The sequence below is a fragment of the Williamsia sp. z34 genome (assembly GCF_059553395.1).
Genome location: NZ_JCANWW010000004.1, coordinates 392,224 through 415,392 on the forward strand (window position 1 = coordinate 392,224; position 23,169 = coordinate 415,392).

Genomic DNA, 23,169 nt, shown 5'->3' on the forward strand with positions numbered 1-23,169 from the left:
CTCTCCGGTGGCCGCCCCGGCGCCTACCTTGTTGATCAGGACAACGCTCTCACGCCCGAGAACACCGTGAGACGGAGTTTTCCGAACTGACCAAACCCGCGTAGGCGGCCAACCCTCAGCCGATACCAAGCGAACGCGACAGCATCGGCCATGACGCATGGAAGTCGTCGTTCCAATAGCTCCAGGCGTGCGTGCCCGTCAGCCTGAAATGCGTGGTTGGTTTCATGCCCAACGCTGTCAGTTTCATCGCAAATGCCCTCACACACGCGTTGGTGACGGCTTCGATTGATCCCCCAGCGATTATCTGATCGGCAAGTTTAGCGACATCGCCATCGATGTATGAATTGTTCAGACGATCGTATTCGCCCGGCAAACCTGTGCCTGCGGAAAGGAAAACATTAGTTCCACGCAACCGCTCCGCATGCACAAACGGATCGTGTTCAGCCCAGGCCGGATCACTCGGCGGGCCGTACATGTTTTCGGGCTCGCCAACTCCAACATGGTTCATGGTGATCCGGATCAACGCTTGCCCCACCGGGTCGCTGACGTTGGCACACCCGCTATACGCGGCAACTCCTTGGTATAGACCCGGTTTCGCGATCGCGAGTTGCAGCGCCGAGGTCGCCACCCGCGACATGCCGATTACGGCATTACGCCCTGTCGTGTCGAGCATCTCGTCGATGACCGGCGGCAGCTCCTCGGTCATGAAAGTCTTCCACTTGGCCACGCCCAGGTCGGGATCGGTCTTCTGCCAATCCGTCCAGTACGCGTTGATGCCGCCGGTCGGTGCCACGAGGTTGACGTGATCGTCCTCGAGGAACTCCTCGATATCGGTTCCGCCGTAGCGCCCACCCCCGTCGAGTAGGTACAGCACAGGGGCCGGCGTCGATGTGTCCGCCGGCCGACGAACATGGACCGTCACGTCCCGACCCATCGACTCGGACCACACCGGCACCTTGAACTCGCGCGGCGCCGCGGCTGATCTGCTCAGCAACGATCCGTCCCTCCGGGATAGTTCTCGATCCCAGTACCCGATGTCACCGCTGTCAGCAGCACCTGACTGAGATGGAGCGGGCTCACCGACCGCAGTACCGGTTCCCGCCAACAGGCAGGCAGTGGCAGCCGTACAGATCCCTACACGTGCAAGGAACGACGTGGTCGACAATTCCCTAGCCCCCATCCAATGACATCAAGAAGAACTACATCCGTAGCAGGCTAACCCGTATGGCAGGCGTCGGCATATTCGACGGCGACGTGTAACCCGATACTTTCGAGGCAGACCGGCATTTCCCAAAGTCATTTAGGCGGGTTATCCACCGCATTACCAAAGTGTGCGTCGTCTGAACGTATGAAAAATATGATCGGTTTCCCCTGGATCCTTCTAATGACATTGCGCGCCAGGCAATCACACGCAGCACTTCTCAGGTCTCGCGCGGAGTCAACAACCGCTATTCTCTTGGTTCAGACCTGATTTTGAGCACTGCCCAGACTCTGCGTGCGGGGTTCCGATGGGCAACATCAACCAAATCGAGTGGAGAATATCGATGCACGACGCTGCTGTACTCGGGATCTCTATCGATACCGACGAGATCACCTCCGCGGTGATCGACGCCCGCACCGGCGAAGTGTTGACCCGGGCTCGCGTTCCGATCGGGTACCACTCCGATGTGCTGGCGAGTCTTGACGAGTTGGTCGAATCAGCACCCAGTGGGATTCGCGTGATCGGCATTGCCTGCACCAACCCCGCCACCCAGAAATACCTGTCCGGTCTGATGAAGCTCCCCACCGACGCACCGGAGGGCAACGGGCCAATGGCCCCGCTGTGGTTGGCGCGGAGCACCATCATGGCAACCTCGACCGCGCTGGCCGCCGCCGCGTCAGACCTGTTCACACATGGTGGGCGCGTGGTGATCGCGAATGTCGACGCAACCGGCCGGCCAGTACGCCATCAACCGCTCATCCTCGTTGATCCGTCAAACAAGAGAATTGTCGACACCGCAAACCTGAAACCGCCCGGAGCGACGCCGATACCCATCACAGAGACTGCCGGGGCCGAGTCGCTGGCCTCCGCACTCGCGGAATTACCGTTGAGCGGCAACAACACCGAGCTGATCGCCTTGGTCGGCGCAGGCGCGGGAATCGCCGACCTCGCCGCCACATTCGCCACCGCCCTGAACCAGCCCGTCCGCATACTGCGAGACAGCACGTACGTTGCTGCACGCGGCGCCGCATTGTTTGCGCGTTCTCCCCGCACGAATCCTGGGGCCGCCGCACGACCACTGGGCCGTCGCCGAGGCCTGTTGATCGCGGCCACTGTGGTCGGGCTCGCCCTGGTGGCGGTGGGCGTCGTCGCCGCAGTGACGATGGGAGACACATCCGAACCGGCGAACACCGGCCGCCCAGTGCTCAGTTCCACGTCGGTGTCGTCGACGGTGCCATCGGCCGTCCGCAGCACCTCCACCCCGCAGCGGAGTCGCTCGTCGCCGGCGACCACCCGGAGCAGCCCGCCGCCCGGAACTCCCGCGGCCACCACCGGCCAAGCGCGTCCCGTGCTACCAACCATCCAGGCCTCGGAGCCCGCCCGTCGCGCGCCCACCTCGCGTTCACGGCCCGCAACCGAAACCGAACTTGTCGCGCAGCGTAATCCGCCGACATTCACGCAGCAGACGCGCCTGACAACCAGCACGCCTACATCATCGCCGTCACCCTCCCCGTCCACGGCCACGCCAGTTACACCGACCTCCGACGGCGCTCTGTAAATCGCCTTCGCCAGCATTGATCTCGGCGATGGACTCGGATCGCCCCGGCCGGTCACACGTCAGTCGACGGCAACGGAATAGATGCGGAACTGAGCGCCCCCATTGGGGCCGTGGATGGTCATCACCAGAGTGGCAAACCCGGCGCCATCTTCCCAGAAAGTGGGATACCGAACATTGATGGAATCGAGCTCACCGAGTCCGGATGGCCTGGGCGCCAGAATGTATCGCACACCCTCGCGAGCCGGATCGTTGAGCTTGGTGAAGAAGTCGTAGTCACTGCGCACCACAAACTGTTTCGGGTGTTCCGACCACAGCCACATGCGCGAAAGACCGAAGGTGTCGACGAGGATCGATCCTTCGGGGAGGTTCTGTGCATCAAACCATCGAACGGTGTTCCTCGAGACTTCACCGAACCAGTAGAACCAATACTCCGACTTGGGATATTGCTCGGGCCAGAATGCAGACCGTAATCCGTACTCTTCCTTACCTATCGCCGGGTTGAGCATCGAATTCCACGTCACCGGTACCGAGGTCAACAACACCGCAGCCATGAGCACCGTGGCCCGCGCCGATGGTCGTCGCCACCGAGACGACTTGGCAGCGGACCGAGCTCCCGGTGGTCGCCACGTACACATCAATGCCACCACGACCAGGGGAATGGAACCCATGAAGAACCTGAACCAGCCGAACGTCGATCCCGACAGAATGGCGTACGACTGGAAGGTGAGCACCGACCCGAACACCGCGAGTGGCGCTGCGGCCTGGAGCGTCCGATTCCGAACAGAGAAGGCCACCACCGTAATCGCGACCACGAATATCAGCGGTTCGGTCCCGAAAAGGTTCGCCGCAATGGTCTTCAGCAGCGGAACGTACCCAGTGCTCTCGGCTGAGACGATACCGGCTGCCTCCACCTGGGCCGCGTTACCGTACTGCGAGGTGAACTGGGCGAACAGGGAGCCGTCCAACATCCAGCCGGTCAGCGCCCAGAGCGCAAAGGCACCAGCCAACGGGAAGGTGACGATCACCACGTCGTGAACAGCCAGTGCTGCAGCTGATTTCAGCGCTCGCCCGGCACGATGCTGCCGAAGCACCGACACACCGGCCACCAGAATGGCGACAGCCACACCGGCCACCACTGCCTCGTACCGCGTCAGATACGCCAAACCCAGCGCGATGCCTGCCCAGGTGAGGTCGTCGACGCGTGCCGTTCGCATCCACTGCAGCAAGCGCCGGCACGCCCACAGGAGCAGAAAGAAAAACGGCGCCTCACTCATACCCGACCCGGCGTACAGGATCACCATCGGGTTCAACCCAAAGGCTGCTACCGCAAGCCATCTCGCGGCCGTCGGGACCTGACAGTCGAGTCCGATCCGGCGTATCTGCCAGACTGCACCTGCCATGAACAACGCGCTCATCACGGCGCCGGCGAAGCCCACCGTCTTCAACTCCGGCCACCACGCGCTCAACGGCAAGAGCGGTATTTCCAGAAGACTGGGCAGCGGATTCCACACGAAACCGATGGCGCCCAGGTGAGGATCACGACTCATGATCGTGTAGCCGGCATTACCGACCCGGCTGCTGGCGTCGGGGTTGATGTACCCGACCACCAGATAGAGGTAGTAACCCACCGCGAGGTATGCACCGGCGGCGAACACGAACAGCGCCAGACCCCAGCGTTTCTCGCTTTTCCCACGCAACCGGTCCCGCTGACCGATGTCGACCGCCTCGGCGTCACCGCCCGTGGTCGGCGCGATCAGTTCAACTGTCATGATCCGCGGTGGTCGGATCTGCGGCGGTGGAGCGGCGGCGCCGCAAGACCAACAGCACTGCGGCCATTGCGCCGAGACCTATTCCGACCACCACAGCGGCCCATACCCACACCGTCCAACTGTCTCCGACGCCGGGTCCGGAAGCCGTCAGTCCGTCATCGTGAACGGTCAGGACCGTCGGCACTCCCCCACGACCGGCGACCAGGACGTCACCGGTCAGGTTGCTCAAGCCGCTTTCCAGGGAGTCGAGATACCCGAACAAGGGGTCGACCAATGCCCAGTCGCCGGATGTCGTCACCAGGACCAGCGTCCGATCGCCCTGTGCGTATGACTGGATGCTGCCGAGCCCGCTCGGGATCTCCGCCACAATCGCTGCCGGCACGTCGATGGTGGTGGTCTCCCCCACCGTGTCGACCGGTGGATCCAGCCCTGCCGTGGCGACCAGCTCAGCTGACGCCACGATCAGCGCACCCGAACCACTGCGTGCGGCCGTGTCCAGATCGACGACGATGGGCCGCAGGATCTCCGGGGACAACCGTTGTACCGCAGCAACCATGTCAGCTGCATGGGTGAGCGCACTCGGGTCGGCATCGTCCGTCGCCACCTGGAACGTGGGTGCCCACGCCAGCGGCAGCGCCGAGAAACCCCCGACCGCCCCATCGCGCGTGTGGGCCGTGGCCGTCGAACTCGGCTCCACCTCGAAGGTCAACGGCACGGTCCGCGGATTGCACGGACCAGGTGCCGGCTCGTACGACACCACGATCGCCAACTCCGCGCCGGACGCCACGCGTTGGGCCGGAATCGTGAATTGGGCGTGCAGCTTCCCGCTCTCGCCAAGGGCCGCCGAGTAGATCGTCTGCCCGTCGGCCTGCACCAGCACCGTGGACTTTTCAGTCTTCTGCACCGGCGTGTAGATGGCCCGCAGATCAACATCGACCGTACCGGGGTTACTCAACGCGAAGACCGCGGGATCGAACCCGGTGTAGAGGGTCGCCTGGCCCAGCACCGATAGCTTGAGATTCTCCGAAAAGTGCTCGAACATCACCGTATTGGAACCCTGCACCGAGGACGCATCCGCGGAGTCGACGGCCACTGAGGGGACTTGTGCCAGCGCCAGCAGTCCGGTGGTGAACAGTTCGACCTGCTTCGCCAACGCCTCGTCTTCGCCGGTGATCGCCAGATACGGTGCGCCGCCGTTCGGATTCAGCGTTATCGCCCCGTCCACGGAGTCCCGGACCACGATGGTTCGCGAGTAGTTGTCGAACTTCGCCTGTGGTGGTTCGATGTTGCGGCCGAGCGTCCGGACCGAGATGTCGATCGGGATCGGACGGTAGTGATCTGTCAGTGCTGCAACAAGACTCAGAACCGCCTGCTTCTCAGAAGCGGTCGGCACCGGATCCACGTACACGACGGCGTTCGGCAGTATTGACGGGAAGAACTGTTCCACCGTCGCCGGAAGTACCGGCCCGCCCGCAAACCTCACCGCCAGATTACTCAAGGTCAACTGTGGGATCGGACCGCAGACCTCGTCGACATCAGCCGAACGAAGCACCAGCCTGATCACGGCGGCATCGCCCTGCACACCTGCCGCCGAGAGGTCGACGGTGAACGGGGTCGCCCGCGCTGCGGCATCGGCCGCCGGAACCGGTATCGCGCCGATGAACTGTCCATCACCGCTCTGGATCTCGACGTAGCCGTTGACGACGTTCACCGCCGGCTGCAACTGCCCGGTCAGTGTCGTGGGTCGAACACCGTCGGGAACCGGAATCGTCACGGTCTGAGGCGCATTCATCGCGCCGAACGAGACCGCCGATCCCATCCCCAGCTGCCGCCAGTCCAGCGTGGTGCTGGTTTCGGCTTCGTCGCCGGGCGCAGCCCACGCCGGCCCAACACCCCACACCAGGCCGAGCACGACCAGGAGAGCACCACACAAACGACGCAACGTCTTCACTTCTTGTCCACTTTCTTCGAAGACAGCCCGTGGACTGTCTTCTCCCAATACGAAGGTTTGTAAGCGATTTGGAGCAGACCCTTCACCGCTGCGAGGGACTGCAAGATCCAGTACGCCGGCACCAGGAGCGCGGCGACCAACAGATACGGCTTCTCTCGCGCGCGCGTGGAGATGATGCCCAGCATGATCGTCAACAGATTGCCGACGGTGAACATCAGCAGACAGACGTAGTAGACCGGGCCGGGAAACAGGTTGAGCATGAAATCCGGGTGCCCGGCGTACCAGACCAGCAGCGACGCCCAGAACGCCAGATTGAGCACGTTGGCCACCGGCATGCCGACCGTCAGATTGGCGATCCGCAACAGCGGGACGAAACCGACCTGGCGGTACAGCGACAGCGGTTGACGGGCGTGCACCAAAAACGTCTGGACGTACCCCTTGTACCACCGAGAGCGTTGCCGAATCCAGTTCACCACATCGGGATTCGCTTCCTCTTCGGTCAGCGAGTCGAGGACCAGAGTCCGGTAGCCCTGGCGGCCGAGCCGGATACCGAGGTCGGCGTCTTCGGTGACGTTGTAGGCGTCCCACCCGCCGAGAGCCCGCAACACCGAGGTCCGGATGTGGTTGGAGGTACCACCCAGGGGAATGATGCAGTTGGATTCGCTCAGCGCCGACAGCATGTACGAGAACCACTGGTCGTACTCGATCGCAAACCACTTGGTGAGCAGGTTGTCACGTTCGTTGTAGTACCCGAGCCGCGCCTGAATCGACGCCACGTCCGATGGACTGTGCGCAAATACCCATGCCGCCCTGCGTAATTGGAGCGGATCCGGAACATCTTCGGCATCGTAGATGGTGACGTACTCACTGCGGTCGAGGTCGAGCGCCATCGCGTAGTTGCAGGCTTTGGGCTTGGTCCGGGGTTCACTCGGCGGTACGAGCACCTTGGTCACACCCGCCAGTTCAGCGGCTTCGTACGCGGCGATCGTGGCCTTGTCGTCGGCCTCGAGCACCAGGAAGATGTCGAGTTTGTCTGCCGGATAGTCGAGTTGGCCCACACCCTCGACCAGGGTCTGCACGATCTCGGGTTCGTCGTATACCGGCAACAGCACCGTGTACCGCGGGAGGTCCTCGTCAGGTATCGCCAACGCCTCCTCGTCCGAGACCTGCACCAGCCCCTTGCCGTACAGCCCACGCAGCAGCAGCACTGTCTTGTCGATGGTGGAGATCAGAAAATAGATCGACGCCACCGAAGCGAGGCAACTCAGCGCCGCCCGCCAGCTCAGGATCGACGCCACCACAACGACAAGAACGAACACCACACCACCGACCTGCTGACCACCGGTGAACGGGCGGCGCGCAGAGAACTCATCGGGCAACGGGACCGTGCGATCACCTTCGAAGGTCGCGCTCATCGGCGATCCTGCGCGGAATCCACGATGATCTCGGCCATACCGGTCAACTGCGGTTCGAGGTTGGTTCGGGTGCCCTGGTCCGACGTCGGTGCGATCAGCAGCCACTCGAGTGGCTTCAACACGGTGTTGGTGTAGTTCAACGACGACGGTTCGGGAACCCTCTCCGGCGCTCCCTCCTCGCGCGAACCGAGCAGATACACCGTCTGATACTGCGTATCGGGACCGTTTTTGGTGCGCCACAGCCAGGACCGTGCCGCCCAGAGCGACTGCCCCGGCGTCGTGGCCGTATCAAGTTGGTTGCTGAGTTCTCCGAATCGGGTGACCTCGCGATCGTTCCCGACAAATCCGGCTCCCAGCACCACCGGAGGCGCCGACGCGTACCAGATCCCGCGCCGGAAGCTGGAGAACCGGCCGAGATGCGGGCTGGTGAAGACGTCAAGGAATGCCACCTCATCACCGATCTGCACCCGGTGGCGCACAACCGAACCGTCATCACCCATGAACGTCGGACCCCACTCGAACGTCTGAGGTTCACCGACAACGACGCCGCTGGTCGCCAGCTTGTCGATCCAGTCGGGTTGGGCCCACATCAGTCGGTCCGCATCGGGCAGATCGAGCGGACGTGGTCCGGTCGCCAAGATCACGAACGCCAGCGAGAACGCCACCACGACGGATACAAGTGACCGTTGCGGCAGCGAGATCCTGGTCGGAACGTGAACGCGCCGCGCCACCAGGACGATCACACCAGCAGTGCACACGGCAGTCGGCAGCAGATAGACCACCGGGGTCGGCTGCTCCTTGAGCAACCAGGTGCCCGCCATTCCGATCACCACAAACGCCGGCGGTACCGGCCACTTCAAGGGCGAACCGCGCAACGCCAGGAACGCGGCCGTCGCACCGTAGAAGACGGTCACCGCACCGAAGGCGAGGGTGGATCCACCCAGAAGCTTCCCGAGCATCAGAAAATTGGGTGGGAAGCAGGCCACCATGAAGACCCAGGTCAGGTAGTCGCGGACGACGCGACGGATACCGAACGCCACGATCGACACACAGAAGATCCAGATGAGGGGTGGGATGAGGTCGGCATGCCAAAACGCCGCCACCCCCGGGAGCCGAGGTATGGCCGCGTTGGCACAGATGATGCCGATGGTGCCGAACACCACGGCAACGATCCGGTCGAACTCCCCGTCGTTGATCTCTTTACCGCGCGGAGTCCGATCCAAGCTGTAAGTGATCATCCCGGACCAGACCGGAGCAAAGAACAGGTACGCCACGGCCGATCCCGCGAGCACCCACTCCATATTGGCAACCCACACGGGCCAAAACGCAATAACGGTACTGCCGATTGTGACAAAAACCCGGGTGTTGAACGAGAAGTCGCGGGGGCGCCCGACGGCCGAGAGAAACCTCGACAATTGCTGACGCGGCAGGCGAGAAGGTGGCGAAGGGGCGCTGGAGTCATAAACGTCGGGCGAATCCACCGTCATCGCGACTTCCCCGAGCCAGACTCATTCGAGTGACGGAAGCACATTTCGAGATCGTCAAACCCGCCGCGAATCATCTGCAATGTCGACGTTCCCGCGCATTTCCTCACGGCATATACCTTTTCACTCGGCTAACTACTTACCAATTCACACATGCGTTGACACGGACTGTCAATTCGAGCCGAATCGAGGTCACACCCCCCGAGTGTTGAAGTAACGCAGCAACTTCAACATATGAGTGTCACGGTCATATCGGCGTGATTGTCGCGATCATAACTGCATTTAGCAGTCCAGTTTGGGCGGTTGACGTCCGCGTGTGTGAGGTGAAACCAGATATTCATCCAATTGGTGCATGAGTTACCTCAGAAGGTGCGTCAAAGGTGCGCAGTCGGGGATTCACATTCCACGAACGACAAACCACAGCGCGCTACTCGGTGCGACGCTGCCCGCCAGCCGGGGAACCCTCGGTTCCCGGTAGAAAAATCGGAGACGACTCGAACCAACCCCCGCAAAGAATAGCGCTCCGAATCCGGAGCGACGCCCAGACTCACGTCAAAGTCAGTGTCGAGTCTCCGCAACTATCACGGAATGCAGCGATTTTCATCACACATGCGTCATCATATTTACGGTTCAAGTTCTCGCGGTCGAAATATTTGTGTTCGATAAACGTCCGCGAGGCATTACGAGCCACCCACAGTAAACGGAAGGAACGCATATGTCGTCAGCATTCTTCGGGTTCATTGAGCTCATCGGCCCCATCGCCGAGTTCATCGCCACTTCGCTCGTTGGCGCGCTCGGTAGTTCATAACCAAAGCGCTCGGCGGCCGGATCCGGAGTCAGCACGTTCCGGGTCCGGCCGCTTTCCCTCGCGCGGCCCAACCGATGCGCCTTTCGCCGCTCCCGGCACCTGCGCCGACCTTGCCCCTTGCCCGTTCGGGCCCAGTCCCCCGACGGCCGGCGAAGCCGTCGACGTGTGGCCTGACGCTACGGGGCAACACACCACGAGAATCGGGCAACCGGTGCGAACCGCCTGACGGTTCGAGCTCACCGCGAAGCAGCCCCCGAGCCGTGGCCACCGAGAGCGGACGTCCACGCCGCCATAGCATCAATCCGGGCAGAATGGCTAGCGCCCGAATTGATTCTTTCGGGTAGTCCGAACGCTTGAATCTTCACTCGAAGACAGAAATTTGATTGCGAATTAACCCGTAGTATAAACGGCCGATATTTCCACATATCCCATGAGCAGACATGTGATTGTCACGTTCATATTCGATTCATAGGTGCATGGTTTCCAGTTCGGCCCGTCCAGCACCCATGCCCTCGTGGCTCGACGTTGATCGCCGAGGTCTTCAGGTCAGAGTTCTCAGAAGCTGTTGTGCTGCAATCATTTAACACGATATCTTCCCCTGCAACCTACCCCGGACCACACAACTCTGCAGCCCACATGTGCAGCGTCCGGTCGAGGTGGTTCGAGCGAAGCCACGCGGCCTCTTCTCGTCGATCCAGAGGCACTTTCGTCGGAATATTCGACCAGTCTTGGAATAGAGTGCCTACACGGCTGGAAAATCAATCGAGGTCGCGACTGCAGCCGGACGATTCAAAGGAGACCCATGGATAAGGCATTCCGTGCCGCTGTCATTGGTTCCCCCACCTCGCGTCCAGTGCCGGCGTCCGGGCGGCAGGCAGCAGACCTTCCACGTGCCATGGGTGTGACCGGTGGTTAGCAACCAGGACACACCGGCAACAGATCGGTCACCGCACGATGAGTTGGGCATGTCAGCCTCCAAAGCGGTGCTCTGGAGCTTCGGAAATACTGCGCTCTCACGTTTGGGCACCCTGGCAATCGGCATTTTCCTCGCCCGCCAGCTGGGACCGACCGAGTACGGCACATTCGCAGTCGCAACAGTTGCCCTGCTGGCAGTACTCAGCTTCAACGAATTGGGTATCAGCCTGGCCATCGTCAGGTGGCCGGGCGATCCGCGGGTGATCGCTCCCACGGTGATGACGATCTCGGTGGCCAGCAGTGCGATCCTGTTCGCGGCAACCTACCTCTGCGCCCCGCAGTTTGCGTCCGCCATGGGCGATCCTGCCTCGACAGATGTCGTGCGGGTCATGGCGGTCTGCATCATCCTCAACGGAATGGTCGCGGCTCCGGCGGCCCTCATGCAACGAGAGTTCCGGCAAAAGGAACGGATGGCGATCGACCAGGTGAACGTCTGGCTGGGAGCCGCAATCTCCGTGGCACTGGTGCTTGTCGGTGTCGGTGCGATGAGCCTGGCAATCGGTCGAGTCGTCGCGACAGTTGTTTCCGGGCTGATGTTCCTCGCCTATGCGCCGGGCGGGCTGCGGTTCGGATTCGAGCGCTCCCTGATTCGGCCACTTCTGAGATTCGGACTCCCACTTGCTGCCGCCAGCGTGCTCGTCTTCGCTGCCGGTTACTCAGACCAATTGATAGTCGGATCCACGCTCGGCGCGACGCAGCTGGGTTTCTATGTGCTCGCTTACAACCTCTCGTCGTGGCCGGTCAGCCTGCTGTCACAACCACTTCGCAGCGTCGCGCCGGCGTTGTTCGCACGTGTCCGTCATGACGCCGAGGTCATGACTTCGACGGTTCGTACGATGATCGGCCTGGTCGCGGCCGTCTCCGTGCCTACCTGCATGGTCATCGCCGGCGCCGCCGGCCCGATCGTCGAGTTCGTTTACGGATCAGAGTGGGCACCCGCCGCATCGGTCCTGACTTTCCTCGCAGTCTTCGCACTACTCCGGATCTTGTTTGAACTCATGTACGACTACCTCGTCGTCGTCGGGCGCTCGACGCAGATTTTCGCGATTCAATTCGGCTGGTTGATCGTCCTACTCCCAGCCGCGTTTGCAGGTGCCACCTTGGTGGGGATCGAAGGTGTCGCGCTGGCGCAGGTTCTGGTCGCTGCACTTGTGGCACTCCCCCTCTATTTCGTTCTCATCCACTCAACCGGCCTTGCCGTCACACACGCCCTCCAACGATTGGCGCTGCCCGCCGCGAGTGGCATCGCTGCGTTGGCTGCCAGCTGGGCTCTCTCCATTGTCGTGCCGTACCCCGGCGTTGCCTGCCTTGCCGCAGGCCTTGTAGGCGTCGCCCTCGCGATGGCGCTGTTGTTCCGGGATCGTCACCAACTTTCCGAAGTGCGCAACCTGCGCGCCGCATAGGTGGAATCTGATGAAAATACTGGTGTACCCGCATGACCTCGAGATCGGCGGCAGCCAACTGAACGCGATCGAGCTCGCGGCGGCTCTCTCAGCGCAGGGGCAAGAGGTCACGGTCTTCGGCTATCCAGGAGCCATGGTCGACTACATCAACGACCTGGGTCTGGACTTCGTCCCGGCTCCCCGCCCGCGTCGACGCCCGTCGCCCTCAGCGGTCTACGCCCTGATCAAGATCGTCCGGGAACGCGAGATCGATGTGCTTCACGGCTACGAATGGCCGCCCGCCTTGGAGTGCTGGCTGGCGGCCGCATTCACCCGGAAGCGCAGCATCAGTACCGTGATGTCGATGTCCGTAGCGGACTTCTTGCCTCAATGCGTTCCCCTCATCGTCGGGACCGAGCAGATAGCGGCTGCAGAGCGCTCTACCGGTCGCAGACGGGTCTCCACGCTTGAGCCCCCCGTCGACCTCACACTCAACAATCCGGCAAAAGACGCCGGGGTCGGAGCCTTCCTTGAAGAATGGGATATCGACCCTCACACGCCGACAGTGGTGGTGGTCGGCAGACTGTCCACCGAACTGAAGCTCGAAGGCCTGCTCTCTGCAATCGACGCCTTCGGCGAGTTGAGGACGGTCACGCGAGCCCAACTCGTCATCGTGGGCGACGGACCGGCCGCAGAGACCGTTCACGCCCGGGCTCGCACAGTGAACGCACGCTTTCCCGGCACGATAGTGCTGACCGGTTCGCTTGCCGACCCGCGACCTGCGTACGCCGCCGCCGATGTGTCGCTCGGCATGGGGGGTTCAGCATTACGTGCATGCGCTTTTGCGAAACCCGTTGTGGTGCAGGGAGAACAGGGCTACTGGAAACTCCTCGACGCCAACTCCGCAGATGAGTTTCTGTGGTCGGGTTGGTACGGGGTCGGTGATGGTACCGAGGTCGGCAAGCAACAGTTGATCGATATCCTCACTCCGCTATTGCACGACCAGGCGAAGCGCGAGGAACTCGGGGCGTTCGCGCTGGACGTGGTCTCCGATCGATTCTCGTTGACAAAAGCCGCGGAAAAGCAACGGGCACACTATGAGAACGCATTGACGAGCATCCCGGCTCGGCGCCTCCGAATCGTCGATGGTGTGCGCTCGGCAGGCCGGTACCTCCGCTACTTCGTGGCCAGAGAGATATCCACGGTCATGGGTCGGGCGACAGCCGATGATTTCAATGCCACGCCTGTCGCAGCCGAACGCACCACAGAAGGTGACCATGTGAACGGCACGAAGGCGATCGTGTTCTTCGCCGGCAGCAGGTGGGACGAGATCCCCGGCACAGACGCAAATCTGGCACTCGCACTGTCTGATTCATGTCCCGTTGTCTGGGTGGATCCGGCGGTGCCGGCAACCTGGTACCTACGTTCGAGAATCCGACCGCCTGCGCATGTGTCCGCGATCAACAAAAATCTGGTCCGTTTCAGCGTGATCGGATTGCCTGCTTCGTCGAAACCGGTGAGCAGGAGTCTGACGCAGACCATCGTCCACCGCCGACTGCGGTCATACCTCCGGGCCTCGCACATCGAACCGGTCGCAGTTGTCGTTGCATCGCCAACGATCACGTTCCCCCAAAGAATCGGCGGGACAAAGGCCTACGTGGTCACCGACAACTGGGCCGCAGGTGCCGAGATGATGGGGATCGGCAGGGGGAGAATCACTGAGGTCATGCGACGGAACCTCGAAGCCGCCGACGTCGTCACGGCCGTCACACCCGCATTGACCGAAACCCTCACCACGCTGCGGCCCGGGATCGACGTGCACCTCGTACCCAACGGGTGCAGCCCGGAACTGTACGCGCAGGAATGCGAGCGACCCGCGGGGATCGCCGACGGACCCTACGCCGTGCTGGCCGGGCAGATCAACGAGCGGATCGATATCGCTGCCATTCGTGCAGTGGCGGATGCGGGAAGCGACCTGGTCCTCGTAGGTCCCAGGACGGAGTCTGATCCGGAATGCACCGCGGCACTGGATCAGCTGTTCACCCACCCACGAATCAGCTGGGTCGGCTCGAAGAACAGGACCGAGGCGGCTTCCTACATCGCACATGCAGCGGTCGGATTGACGCCCTACAAGATCAACGAGTTCAACAGTCAGAGTTTCCCTCTCAAGACGCTCGACTATCTCGCAGCCGGCATTCCGGTTGCCTCGACAGACTTACCGGCGACTCGATGGCTTGCCACGGACCTTGTTGCGGTGACGGGCTCCGCTCACGAATTCGGCAAGGTTGCCGACAACTTCTGCCGCAATCCTACAGCCGGGTCAGTTGCCTCCCGAGAACGACGCGAACTGGCCGCGACACACAGCTGGACAGTGCGTGCAGACGCCCTTCGTCAGTTGCTCGACAACTCTTTGGAAAACCAATCAGGAAACGCCATGGACTCCAAAAGCACTGGCAGGCAACGGATTGATCACGCCCTGCTGACACGATTCAACTTGCCCTCAGAGGGCAGGGAGCAACGGATCCGCCTCGAAGACGGCTGGTTGACGGAGCGATGGGAGCTCTTCACCAGATTTTGCGCTCCCTCCGTCGAGCGCCAGACCAATCAAAGCTTCTCGTGGATCATCTACTTCGATCCGGAGACGCCGCACTGGTTGCGAGAGAAGGTATCGGAGCTCAGTGCGGGTGGTCTCTTCACACCCATCTACCGAGGCTCCGTCAGCCATGCCGAACTCTTCTCCGATATCGCAGAGGCCACCGGCGGCAAGGGCGAAGTTCTGATCACCACCAACCTGGACAACGACGACGGACTCGCGAACGATTTCGTCGAGCGCGTGCAAGCTGCCCCGCCGGATCAGCAGCGGTACGCGATCTACCTGACCAACGGACTGATCCGACGAGAAGGCAGGCTATATCGGCGGACAGATCGCCACAATGCGTTCTGTTCGGTCAGCGAGACCTGGGAAGAACCGCGTGGTTGCTGGGCCACGTGGCACAACCTGCTCGCGAAAGAGCTACCGGTCATCGAGGTCGGCGGCGAACCAGGTTGGTTGCAAGTCATTCACGGCCGTAACGTCAGCAATCGGGTACGCGGCAGACTCACCTCCCCGGTCGACTTCCGGCTCAGGTTTCCGGAACTGCTGGAGGACGTGACCGTGCCGACCCGCTCGCAGCGGCTCTACGACCTTTCGGTTCAACGTTCATCCAGGACCGCCTATGAGGCCGCACGGAGCGCCACCAAGTCGGCCGCAGTTGCTGCATTTGGAGCCGAGGGAATGGCGCGAACGCGCAACCGAGCAGAAGAACAATTGACGAAAGTTCGTGCGCTGAAGCGAATTCGGCGTGCACAGACCGCCGCCGCAGCGACCAGCGGACTTGATCAGGAGACAAACTAATGGACTTGTTCGACGTAGCCAGGGCATGTGCCCGACGCTGGTACATCACTCTGCCCTTGGTGTTGCTGACGTTGGTGATCAGCGGCATCACTTATGCGAGCGTGCAGACGAAATATGTTGGCACCACCGTTCTCGGAATCGCGCCGGCGGTCGCACCTGCGAGCCCTGGTTCTGGGCTGCCCTCCAATGGGTTGATGGATACCGGCGGTATCGGTTTGCTCTCGAACCTGCTGTCCCTCGGCCTCCAGGACGAAGCCGTGCGAATGCAGATCGAGAGCAGAGGCGGACTTCCAACCTACGTCACCGCCGTCTACGCCGTGCCGGGCGGTCAATTGCCGCTGGTGACAGTTGAATCCACGTCCTCGGATCCCGAGGAAGTCGCGAAAACCCTCACGCTGGTGACACAGCAGGCGCAGGACACTTTGAAGCAGATCCAAGAGGGCGCCGGCGTTGTCGCGTCCACCCAGGCGACCACTTACCCGGTCAGACCCCCCACCGCACCTGAGGCGCGTAAACCAGGACGGGCGCGTACCACTGTGGCCATATTCGTCGTGGGCATCGCGCTGTCTGTATTGATCGGAGTAGCCGGTGACGTGGCGATCCGACGACGCTCTCGTCGTCGCGAGGCGACGGCCGATGGAGCAGAATCGGCGGACCAGGTGGTCTATCCGGTCACCGAACTCAATCACCATCCGGTTGCAGGCATGCAACCGAAAAAACAGACCAGCGATACGTAGCGCAATGACAACGGCCAACACGTCCGTCTCCAAAGTCACCAGAGAATCTGTCCCGTGGCTGGCCGCCATCGTCTGCTTCATCGTTCCGGTCATCCCGACCATCTCCGTATTGCCTGGCCCCCTGCGTGGCCACGGCTCACCGGCACGAATGCTTGCTTATATCTGCATGCTGCTGGTCGTGGTCGGATTCTTGAAAGCGCGCGCAAAGCCGAAGCAGGCAATGCCGAACACCGGCACACTCCTGATGCTCGGGTTCCTGTTCCTACAACTGCTGACATATGCAATGGGACTGCTGGACGTCGGCAACGCAGTCGTGGAATCCAGCAAGACTCGGACGGCGCTGATAACGCTGGCGGATGTCGGTGTCGCGCTGTACATCATCCAATCGGTCCACACGTTCCGCCAACGCTCTATCGTCCTGGGCACGCTCGTGTCCGGATTGGCATTTGCCTGCGCCGTCGGAATCCTGCAGGGCCTGACTCCGCTGGACCTCCGATTCATGCTTGTGCCACCAGGGTTCGTGGAAAACCTCGAAGCGTCCGGCCTCTCTGTCCGCGGCGCGGCCGTCCGAGTGCTCGGAACCTCTGATCATGCAATCGAATTTGCCGTCGTCGCGGCCGCCACGGTGCCATTGGCTCTCCATTTCGCCCGTTTCGGCAGCACACCCATTCGGCGCCAGCTGAGCACGATCGCGTGCGTCCTGGCGTTCATGTCCGTACCTCTGGCGGTTTCACGCACTGGCGTCATCACGCTGATCGGCGCGCTGATCTTCTACGCCTTCTCCATGAGACTCCGATTCCTCGGCAATGCAGCAGTCATCGGAGTGGGCATCCTGCTGTTCTACAAGATCGTCTACCCGGGCCCATTGAACTCGCTGATATCAACGATCACCGGCTCTGGGACGGACGACAGCATTCGCACGCGCACCGAAGACTATGAGGCCGTACGCGAACAGTTCCGGGAAGATCCGTTCTTCGGACTCGGATTGGGCGGCTACCCACCGACCGAGTTTCGTTACCTGGACAATCAGTGGTTGCAAGCCATCGTGCAGGGCGGACTGGTCGGTTTGACCGCCATGGTGGTGCTCACGGTGGGCGGCATTGTCGGAATCACATCCAGCCTGCGTCGATCGACCACCGAACGCGACCGGGACCAGTCGTACGCGATCGGGGCGGCATTCATCGGGTGCCTCGCATCGAGCTTCACCTTCGACTTGTTCACCTTTCAACAGGCGACATTCATCGTCTTCCTTCTCTTCGGTCTGCTGTGGTCCGCACGCGGCCGGGACACGACGGAAGCCGGAGAAGCCGCCACCACGGCGACGATCAAGTCCTGATCGGTACCGGTCTCGGAGCTACTATTCCGCCCGAGGGGTTGCACGAATCAGCTGCCGAACGAGCCGGACGAAGAACCCACCGCGATCTTGTAGATGTGGTAGCTCGACTCCGAAGCGAAGTCGTCTGAGAATGTTCCTTCGCTGACCTGTAGCTTCCGGTCCTCGCCCACCACCTCGACCGAGTCCGACAGGCCTGTCGGCACCACAAACGTACGTTCACCGCTTTCGCCGTCGGTCATGGCGAAAACGTATGCAAATCCATCCTTGACCTTGAGCATCGTGTCGGTCCGATCCCCGAAGTCCCATTCATAGCTCTGCGTGTTCAAAACGGCTGCCTGCGAGCGGAGAAGGTTGTTCACCTCCGACATCGCTGCCACCTGATCCTTGCCACAAAAGCTCTCGCCCTGGTCTTGGGCGTTTCGCAGCGATTGTGAGGTCTGGCAGGCGCCGGCAAATGACTGTTGGAACCACACAATTCCTCGTGCCTCGTTGATCACCGATGCCATCGCCGCGCCTTTCACCTCGTCCGGCGCAATCTCGCGCACATACGACTTCTCGTCCCCTGCACCGTTCAGTACCTCGACGAAGTTCCATATCGGTTGGAGTTTTCCGTCAGCAGAGTCACGTGTACGCAGGGAGTCGGTCATGCGGCCGTAGCTCGAAGCGGTTCGGCAGGTGGACTGTGGAATCGGGTTCACGTAGAGGTCTCCTCGGTACTGTTCCCAGTCGCAGAACGGAATCGTATAGAGGTACATGTCGAGACTCACCACATCTGTGAAGTCATTGACATACTTTTCCTGAGCCGAGACGGGCAGGTCAGAGCCGACGACCATCTGGGTGTAGTTGCCGTACAGGAACTGCCCGCGATCGCGCAGCTTGTCTTCTATCTCCTGGAGATAGGCGTGGCCGTCGGCCGGATTCGGGAAACGTCCGTCGACCTCATCATCCGTGATCTGCCCGGGCCAGTTCTTGGAGGTCTCATCAAACCCTTCATTCACTTTGCCTCCCACCCAGTACATTCCGGTGCTTTCGAGGGTCTCGAAGGATGAGTCCTTCCACAGTCCTCCGGTGTAGAAGTTGATGCCCAACTGCTGGTCCCACCGAACCTGTTCCGCAGTGTCGAACGATCCGTACCAAAGACCTATCGGAAAGAAGTCTGGAGACGTCCAGTCTGAGGCATTTTCGAACTGTGCCCAGTACTCGGGCCCGCCTTCCCACGCGACCTTCGGCAAGTCCGTGACACTGCTTCTGGAGTCGGCCCCCGAATTCCCCTGCGTTTCGCACGCGGTGGTGGCCAGGCATAGAACGACTGCCATTGCCGCGAACCCGCGAACCGCCGTCGAGGAAGGAATACGCATTTCTCTAAACCAATCTGATAACGACTGCGGTTGCAGTATCGGACAGGATCCTGTGCTGAATCTCGAGCGCGCCGAAAGCTCCGGCGTCCCCGAGTTCGTTCATACGGAGACCGCAACCTGTTTGCGACTGCTCTCGTCCCGCTCCCATGAACCGGGACGAACATGACGCGCATCGCGCCTGGCGGCGACGGTGAGTGCGACGTACGTGCCTGCATCCCAAGCTGATAGCGGTCCGCGAATACCGCTGACCACGGCATGGAGGGTACGCCCGGCGCCCGGAGCCGAAACGACCTCGGCCTTGCCTCGGTATACCCGCTTCAACATGTGCAGCAAGCTGCGCCTATCGCGCGGGACAACAACTGCAGTCGGTGCTGTTTCGACGACAGCTTTCTCATGCGCTTCGAACTGGGCATCCACCCAGAGGTCGTCTCCGGTCAGGTCCGGAAACGGGCCGATCCGGCGATGCCCGGCCTCGCTGAGCCCGTACGCACCAGCACCCCACAATGCCGTGCGGAACCAGGCGATCCGAGAGCGGGCGCGATAGTACGAGCGCACAATCGCATCGGCGCCTTCCACATCGAATCTCGACGAGGGTCGCGCAGCGAGCACGGGGCCTGATCGGAGTTCATCAAAGACTTGCGCCACAGCCGATATGGAGATCTGAGTGTCTGCGTCGAGGTAAAGACGTGGCCACGACCTGGCCGCGTCGTCACCCAAGTTCAGCGCAGCGATCTTCGAGGCCTCGGCGGTTTCCACCACCGTCACGCCCTTGTATGCGCGAGCGACTTCCGCAGTGTCGTCGGTGCATCCGTTACACACGACGATGAGTTCGATCGTCCCCTCGGAAGCAGCAGCGGCCAACGGTTCAAGCGTCCGCCCGATGACGGCAGCCTCGTTGTGCGCGGGCACGATCACCGCGCCGAGGCCGCGCCCCTCCATCCGAATCGGGGTTGACGCCGCACTGGGCAACTTTTGCCACCGGGCAGCATCACAGAGGTACCCGAGTGTTCTTCTGTGACCACCGTCGTACGCCCGCAACAATTCTCCGAGGATGACCGCTGTCCGAAAGCATCCGGATCGGATCTTCCCGTGGTGGTTACGGAAATAGCGGACTCGATTGACTGCCATCAACGTTGACAATGCAGGTGAGCTACCCGACCCTGCTCCGCGGTGTGCCACGGCTGCCGCCGGTTCGTACCACACCGCGTGGCCGGCCTCCCGCACCCGCCGAAGATAGTCGACTTCTTCGGAATACAGGAAGTATCGTTCGTCCCAGTCGCCGACGGCCTTGTCGACATCAGCGCGTATCAGCAGCGCGGCGCCGGTCGCCCAATCGACCCGATGAGGATACTCATACTCTGCCGGTTCCCAGACGGTCTCCGACATCCATCCGGGACGCCGGGCGAAGTGGTGTCCGAACATACTGTCGCCCAGTGCATTACGAACAGTCGGCTCGATACGCAACGACGGGTAGGTCTCGCCGTCTTCGTCAACGATTCGGGGAATGATCACACCCGCACGTCCGTTGTCGAGTGCATCCAGCATGATCCGCACAGCACCGGGCCGGATGCGCAGATCCGGGTTCAGTATGAGGATCGCGCGACAGTCACCAGCATATCGGCGCGCAACGTTGATCCCCCCGGCATAGCCGATGTTCGCACCAGCCGATATCAAGATCACATCACCGTCCTCGGATACGAGTTCCATTGTGCTGTCCGATGAATCGTTGTCGACCACGACCACGCGCATCGAACTCGTCCCGGCCTCGCGTCGAAGATCTGCAAGTAACCAGCCGATGTCTCCACAGCTGTTGTAAGTCACCACGACCACTGCCACATCAACTGGGCCTTCGGCTCCGAGAAATTCACCGACATTCGTCATGACGCAGCGCTCCCGCTTGGTTCGAGCACGTCCACATCGCATCGATAGGTGCTCCCGCAGTCACCGCAGATCAGATCGTCGGGCAGGCGTTGTCCACACAGGCACGCCCAACCAATCCTCCGGCCGGGATTTCCCACGATGAAGCCGTAGGCCGGGACATCAGCGACCACCACGGCACCCGCGCCGACGAACGCATGCTCCCCAATTGTTGTTCCGCACACCACAACGACGCCGGCACCCAACGTCGCGCCGCGTCGCACCCGGGTGGTCGACAGCGCATCACCGCCACGCTTGATGTGAGCGCGTGGACGCAGGTCGTTGGTGAAGACGACCGCGGGACCCAGGAACACGTCATCTTCGATGGTGACTCCCTCGAAGATCAGGACCCTGTTCTTGACGGTGACCCGATCCCCGACCACCGCCCCGCCCTCGATGTAGGCATGGTCGCAGATATTGCAGTCACGCCCGACCCGTGCCTGGCCGAGGATGTGGGCGAACGCCCAGACCCGGGTGCCCGGGCCGACATCGCCGCTTTCACACAACGCCTGCGGGTGGATCCGCACGTCGTGGTCACTGAGCACTGTCATATCAGTCGCCTTCATAGCTATCCGCACCGCGCGTTCACGGTGTGGTCAGGGTGAGTGTTTTCGGTGTCGGGCAGGACCATTCGGTTCCGGTGGGGTCGGCGGCGCGACCTCGGCCGCAATCCACGCCGAAGCAGCAGGGCTACACCCACCCGACTTATGTCGACAAGCCTCGCGACCCGGCCGACCTTCGTGTTGAGGGCATCGACATATTCTTGGAGTTGCCGCTGAACTGCTTCACCCAACCCGTAGGCCGCCACCACTTCTCGTGAATACGTGCCCCGATACTCGCGAAGTCGCTCACTCTCGAGTAGCGGCTCGAGTGCAGTCAGTAGTTCAGTTTTGCCCAGACGAGTTCCGCTACCGACGCCGTACCATCCGCTCCAGGTGAACTCCTCGATGGTCGCATGGCTCAATGGCCTGAAGAATCCCCGTTCACCTGCAATGACAACCGGTTTCCCGAAGGCCATGCCATGAGCCACCGAGCTGCCGGACGCCACCACCACGTCTGCGGCCGCGTACGCAACTCGACGATCGAGCAATTCACCTGCAAGCACGACCACCTCACGCCCGGAACGCGCGTTGAATTCGGTTGCTCGCACCGCTGCCGACCCGTGTAGTGCTCCATCGCCGACCACCAGCAGTTGCACGGAGGTGCCTTCGGCCGCGATGTCCCCGATTGTCTCGATCACAGTCATCAGCCGGCTGATGGATCGTTCACTGTCCAGTGATGTCACCAACGCCACCACCAACCCGCTGGTGTCGATGTGGCAGCGCTGCAGGAAGTTTCCGGTGGCGGCGGGTAGTCCCGGTTCGTTCTCCACTGTGTCGACCCACGGCTCCAGCACACCCACCCGAGCGAAGCCGGCGATCCGCTTCTCCGCCGCCGCGCTCCGGGCTCCCATCAGCAGGGGGACCGTGTGCGGCAGGATCGGGGATGGGCCTCTCGAATGAATCGTGCCGACCACTGCCACTTCCCGGCTGCTCAGATTCGCGGCGATGAACGCTTCAGATATTGCTTCCCACTCGAAGGCGTGGATGACATCGATTGATCGCTCCCGGATGACCTTCCGCAACCGCAGGACCGTCTGCAAGGTGCTCTTCACCGGACCGCAAGGCAGCAAAACCAGCTCCACATCGAGCTCGCGTACCCGTTCGACCAGCATCCCGGGCACTCCGATCACTGTGACCGAATGCCCGATCGCAGCCAGGGCCCCTCCCAGTTCGACCGCACTCCGCTGGCTATCGCCGGATCGGAGGTCTTTGGGATAGACCAGTATTCGCATTCGATTCACCTTCGACGACGGTTCCCACACCAACGTGGTGGTCGCACGCA

At 61.8% G+C, this 23,169-nt stretch carries 14 protein-coding genes; 5 read left to right on the forward strand and 9 right to left on the reverse strand.

What is annotated here, in order from left to right; translation table 11 throughout:
• Window positions 1–115 precede the first annotated feature (115 nt).
• On the reverse strand, window positions 116–994 hold the full coding sequence (locus AC51GT_RS12940) for an alpha/beta hydrolase (protein ID WP_496329007.1): 879 nt from the start codon (window positions 992–994) through the stop codon (window positions 116–118).
• 550 nt (window positions 995–1,544) lie between these two features.
• Between AC51GT_RS12940 and AC51GT_RS12945 the strand changes: the two genes are divergently transcribed.
• Window positions 1,545–2,759 (forward strand): hypothetical protein, encoded by a 1,215-nt coding sequence (locus AC51GT_RS12945; protein ID WP_496329008.1) that lies wholly within the window; start codon window positions 1,545–1,547, stop codon window positions 2,757–2,759.
• Window positions 2,760–2,818: 59 nt separating this feature from the next.
• On the opposite strand, the gene AC51GT_RS12950 is transcribed toward AC51GT_RS12945, so the two are convergent.
• The 4 genes from AC51GT_RS12950 to AC51GT_RS12965 are packed head-to-tail and all read right to left on the reverse strand — an operon-like array spanning window position 2,819 to window position 9,186.
• Window positions 2,819–4,528: a hypothetical protein gene (locus tag AC51GT_RS12950; protein WP_496329009.1), complete on the reverse strand. Its 1,710-nt coding sequence runs from the start codon at window positions 4,526–4,528 to the stop codon at window positions 2,819–2,821.
• Window positions 4,518–6,479 carry a hypothetical protein gene (locus tag AC51GT_RS12955; protein ID WP_496329010.1) on the reverse strand — a complete coding sequence of 654 codons (1,962 nt, stop codon included), beginning with the start codon at window positions 6,477–6,479 and terminating at the stop codon, window positions 4,518–4,520. Before AC51GT_RS12955 ends, AC51GT_RS12950 begins: the two co-directional genes overlap by 11 nt.
• Complete coding sequence (locus AC51GT_RS12960) at window positions 6,476–7,894, reverse strand: glycosyltransferase family 2 protein (RefSeq protein WP_496323073.1); 1,419 nt, start codon at window positions 7,892–7,894, stop codon at window positions 6,476–6,478. The genes AC51GT_RS12955 and AC51GT_RS12960 overlap by 4 nt, the downstream gene beginning before the upstream one ends.
• On the reverse strand, window positions 7,891–9,186 hold the full coding sequence (locus AC51GT_RS12965) for a hypothetical protein (protein ID WP_496329011.1): 1,296 nt from the start codon (window positions 9,184–9,186) through the stop codon (window positions 7,891–7,893). The genes AC51GT_RS12960 and AC51GT_RS12965 overlap by 4 nt, the downstream gene beginning before the upstream one ends.
• A 1,965-nt stretch (window positions 9,187–11,151) precedes the next feature.
• Between AC51GT_RS12965 and AC51GT_RS12970 the strand changes: the two genes are divergently transcribed.
• The 4 genes from AC51GT_RS12970 to AC51GT_RS12985 all read left to right on the forward strand — a co-directional run bounded on the left by AC51GT_RS12970 (window position 11,152) and on the right by AC51GT_RS12985 (window position 18,010).
• Entirely contained in the window at window positions 11,152–12,564 is a 1,413-nt protein-coding gene (locus AC51GT_RS12970; protein WP_496329012.1) for an oligosaccharide flippase family protein, read from the forward strand.
• A gap of 10 nt (window positions 12,565–12,574) precedes the next feature.
• A complete protein-coding gene (locus AC51GT_RS12975) occupies window positions 12,575–15,937 on the forward strand; it encodes a glycosyltransferase (protein WP_496329013.1) in 3,363 nt (1,120 codons plus the stop codon).
• A 74-nt stretch (window positions 15,938–16,011) separates the two neighbouring features.
• Window positions 16,012–16,674 carry a hypothetical protein gene (locus AC51GT_RS12980; protein WP_496329014.1) on the forward strand — a complete coding sequence of 221 codons (663 nt, stop codon included), beginning with the start codon at window positions 16,012–16,014 and terminating at the stop codon, window positions 16,672–16,674.
• 4 nt (window positions 16,675–16,678) lie between these two features.
• Entirely contained in the window at window positions 16,679–18,010 is a 1,332-nt protein-coding gene (locus AC51GT_RS12985) for an O-antigen ligase family protein (RefSeq protein ID WP_496329015.1), read from the forward strand.
• 47 nt (window positions 18,011–18,057) lie between these two features.
• On the opposite strand, the gene AC51GT_RS12990 is transcribed toward AC51GT_RS12985, so the two are convergent.
• The 4 genes from AC51GT_RS12990 to AC51GT_RS13005 form a co-directional block, all read right to left on the reverse strand.
• Window positions 18,058–19,098, reverse strand: a complete 1,041-nt coding sequence (locus tag AC51GT_RS12990; protein WP_496329016.1) for a hypothetical protein — start codon at window positions 19,096–19,098, stop codon at window positions 18,058–18,060.
• Window positions 19,099–19,467: 369 nt separating this feature from the next.
• On the reverse strand, window positions 19,468–21,249 hold the full coding sequence (locus tag AC51GT_RS12995; RefSeq protein WP_496329017.1) for a glycosyltransferase: 1,782 nt from the start codon (window positions 21,247–21,249) through the stop codon (window positions 19,468–19,470).
• Window positions 21,246–21,836, reverse strand: a complete 591-nt coding sequence (locus AC51GT_RS13000; RefSeq protein WP_496329018.1) for an acyltransferase — start codon at window positions 21,834–21,836, stop codon at window positions 21,246–21,248. The genes AC51GT_RS12995 and AC51GT_RS13000 overlap by 4 nt, the downstream gene beginning before the upstream one ends.
• Window positions 21,837–21,853: 17 nt before the next feature.
• Window positions 21,854–23,119: a glycosyltransferase gene (locus tag AC51GT_RS13005; RefSeq protein ID WP_496323064.1), complete on the reverse strand. Its 1,266-nt coding sequence runs from the start codon at window positions 23,117–23,119 to the stop codon at window positions 21,854–21,856.
• Between the last annotated feature and the right edge of the window lie 50 nt (window positions 23,120–23,169).

Bases quoted from the DNA above. Each gene is read 5' to 3' on its own strand.
- AC51GT_RS12960 (WP_496323073.1), bottom strand. From the start codon at position 7,894: ATGAGCGCGACCTTCGAAGGTGATCGCACGGTCCCGTTGCCCGATGAG.
- AC51GT_RS12975 (WP_496329013.1), top strand. From the start codon at position 12,575: ATGAAAATACTGGTGTACCCGCATGACCTCGAGATCGGCGGCAGCCAA.
- AC51GT_RS13000 (WP_496329018.1), bottom strand. From the start codon at position 21,836: ATGACAGTGCTCAGTGACCACGACGTGCGGATCCACCCGCAGGCGTTG.
- AC51GT_RS12950 (WP_496329009.1), bottom strand. From the start codon at position 4,528: ATGACAGTTGAACTGATCGCGCCGACCACGGGCGGTGACGCCGAGGCG.
- AC51GT_RS12985 (WP_496329015.1), top strand. From the start codon at position 16,679: ATGACAACGGCCAACACGTCCGTCTCCAAAGTCACCAGAGAATCTGTC.
- AC51GT_RS12970 (WP_496329012.1), top strand. From the start codon at position 11,152: ATGTCAGCCTCCAAAGCGGTGCTCTGGAGCTTCGGAAATACTGCGCTC.
- AC51GT_RS12945 (WP_496329008.1), top strand. From the start codon at position 1,545: ATGCACGACGCTGCTGTACTCGGGATCTCTATCGATACCGACGAGATC.
- AC51GT_RS12995 (WP_496329017.1), bottom strand. From the start codon at position 21,249: ATGACGAATGTCGGTGAATTTCTCGGAGCCGAAGGCCCAGTTGATGTG.
- AC51GT_RS13005 (WP_496323064.1), bottom strand. From the start codon at position 23,119: ATGCGAATACTGGTCTATCCCAAAGACCTCCGATCCGGCGATAGCCAG.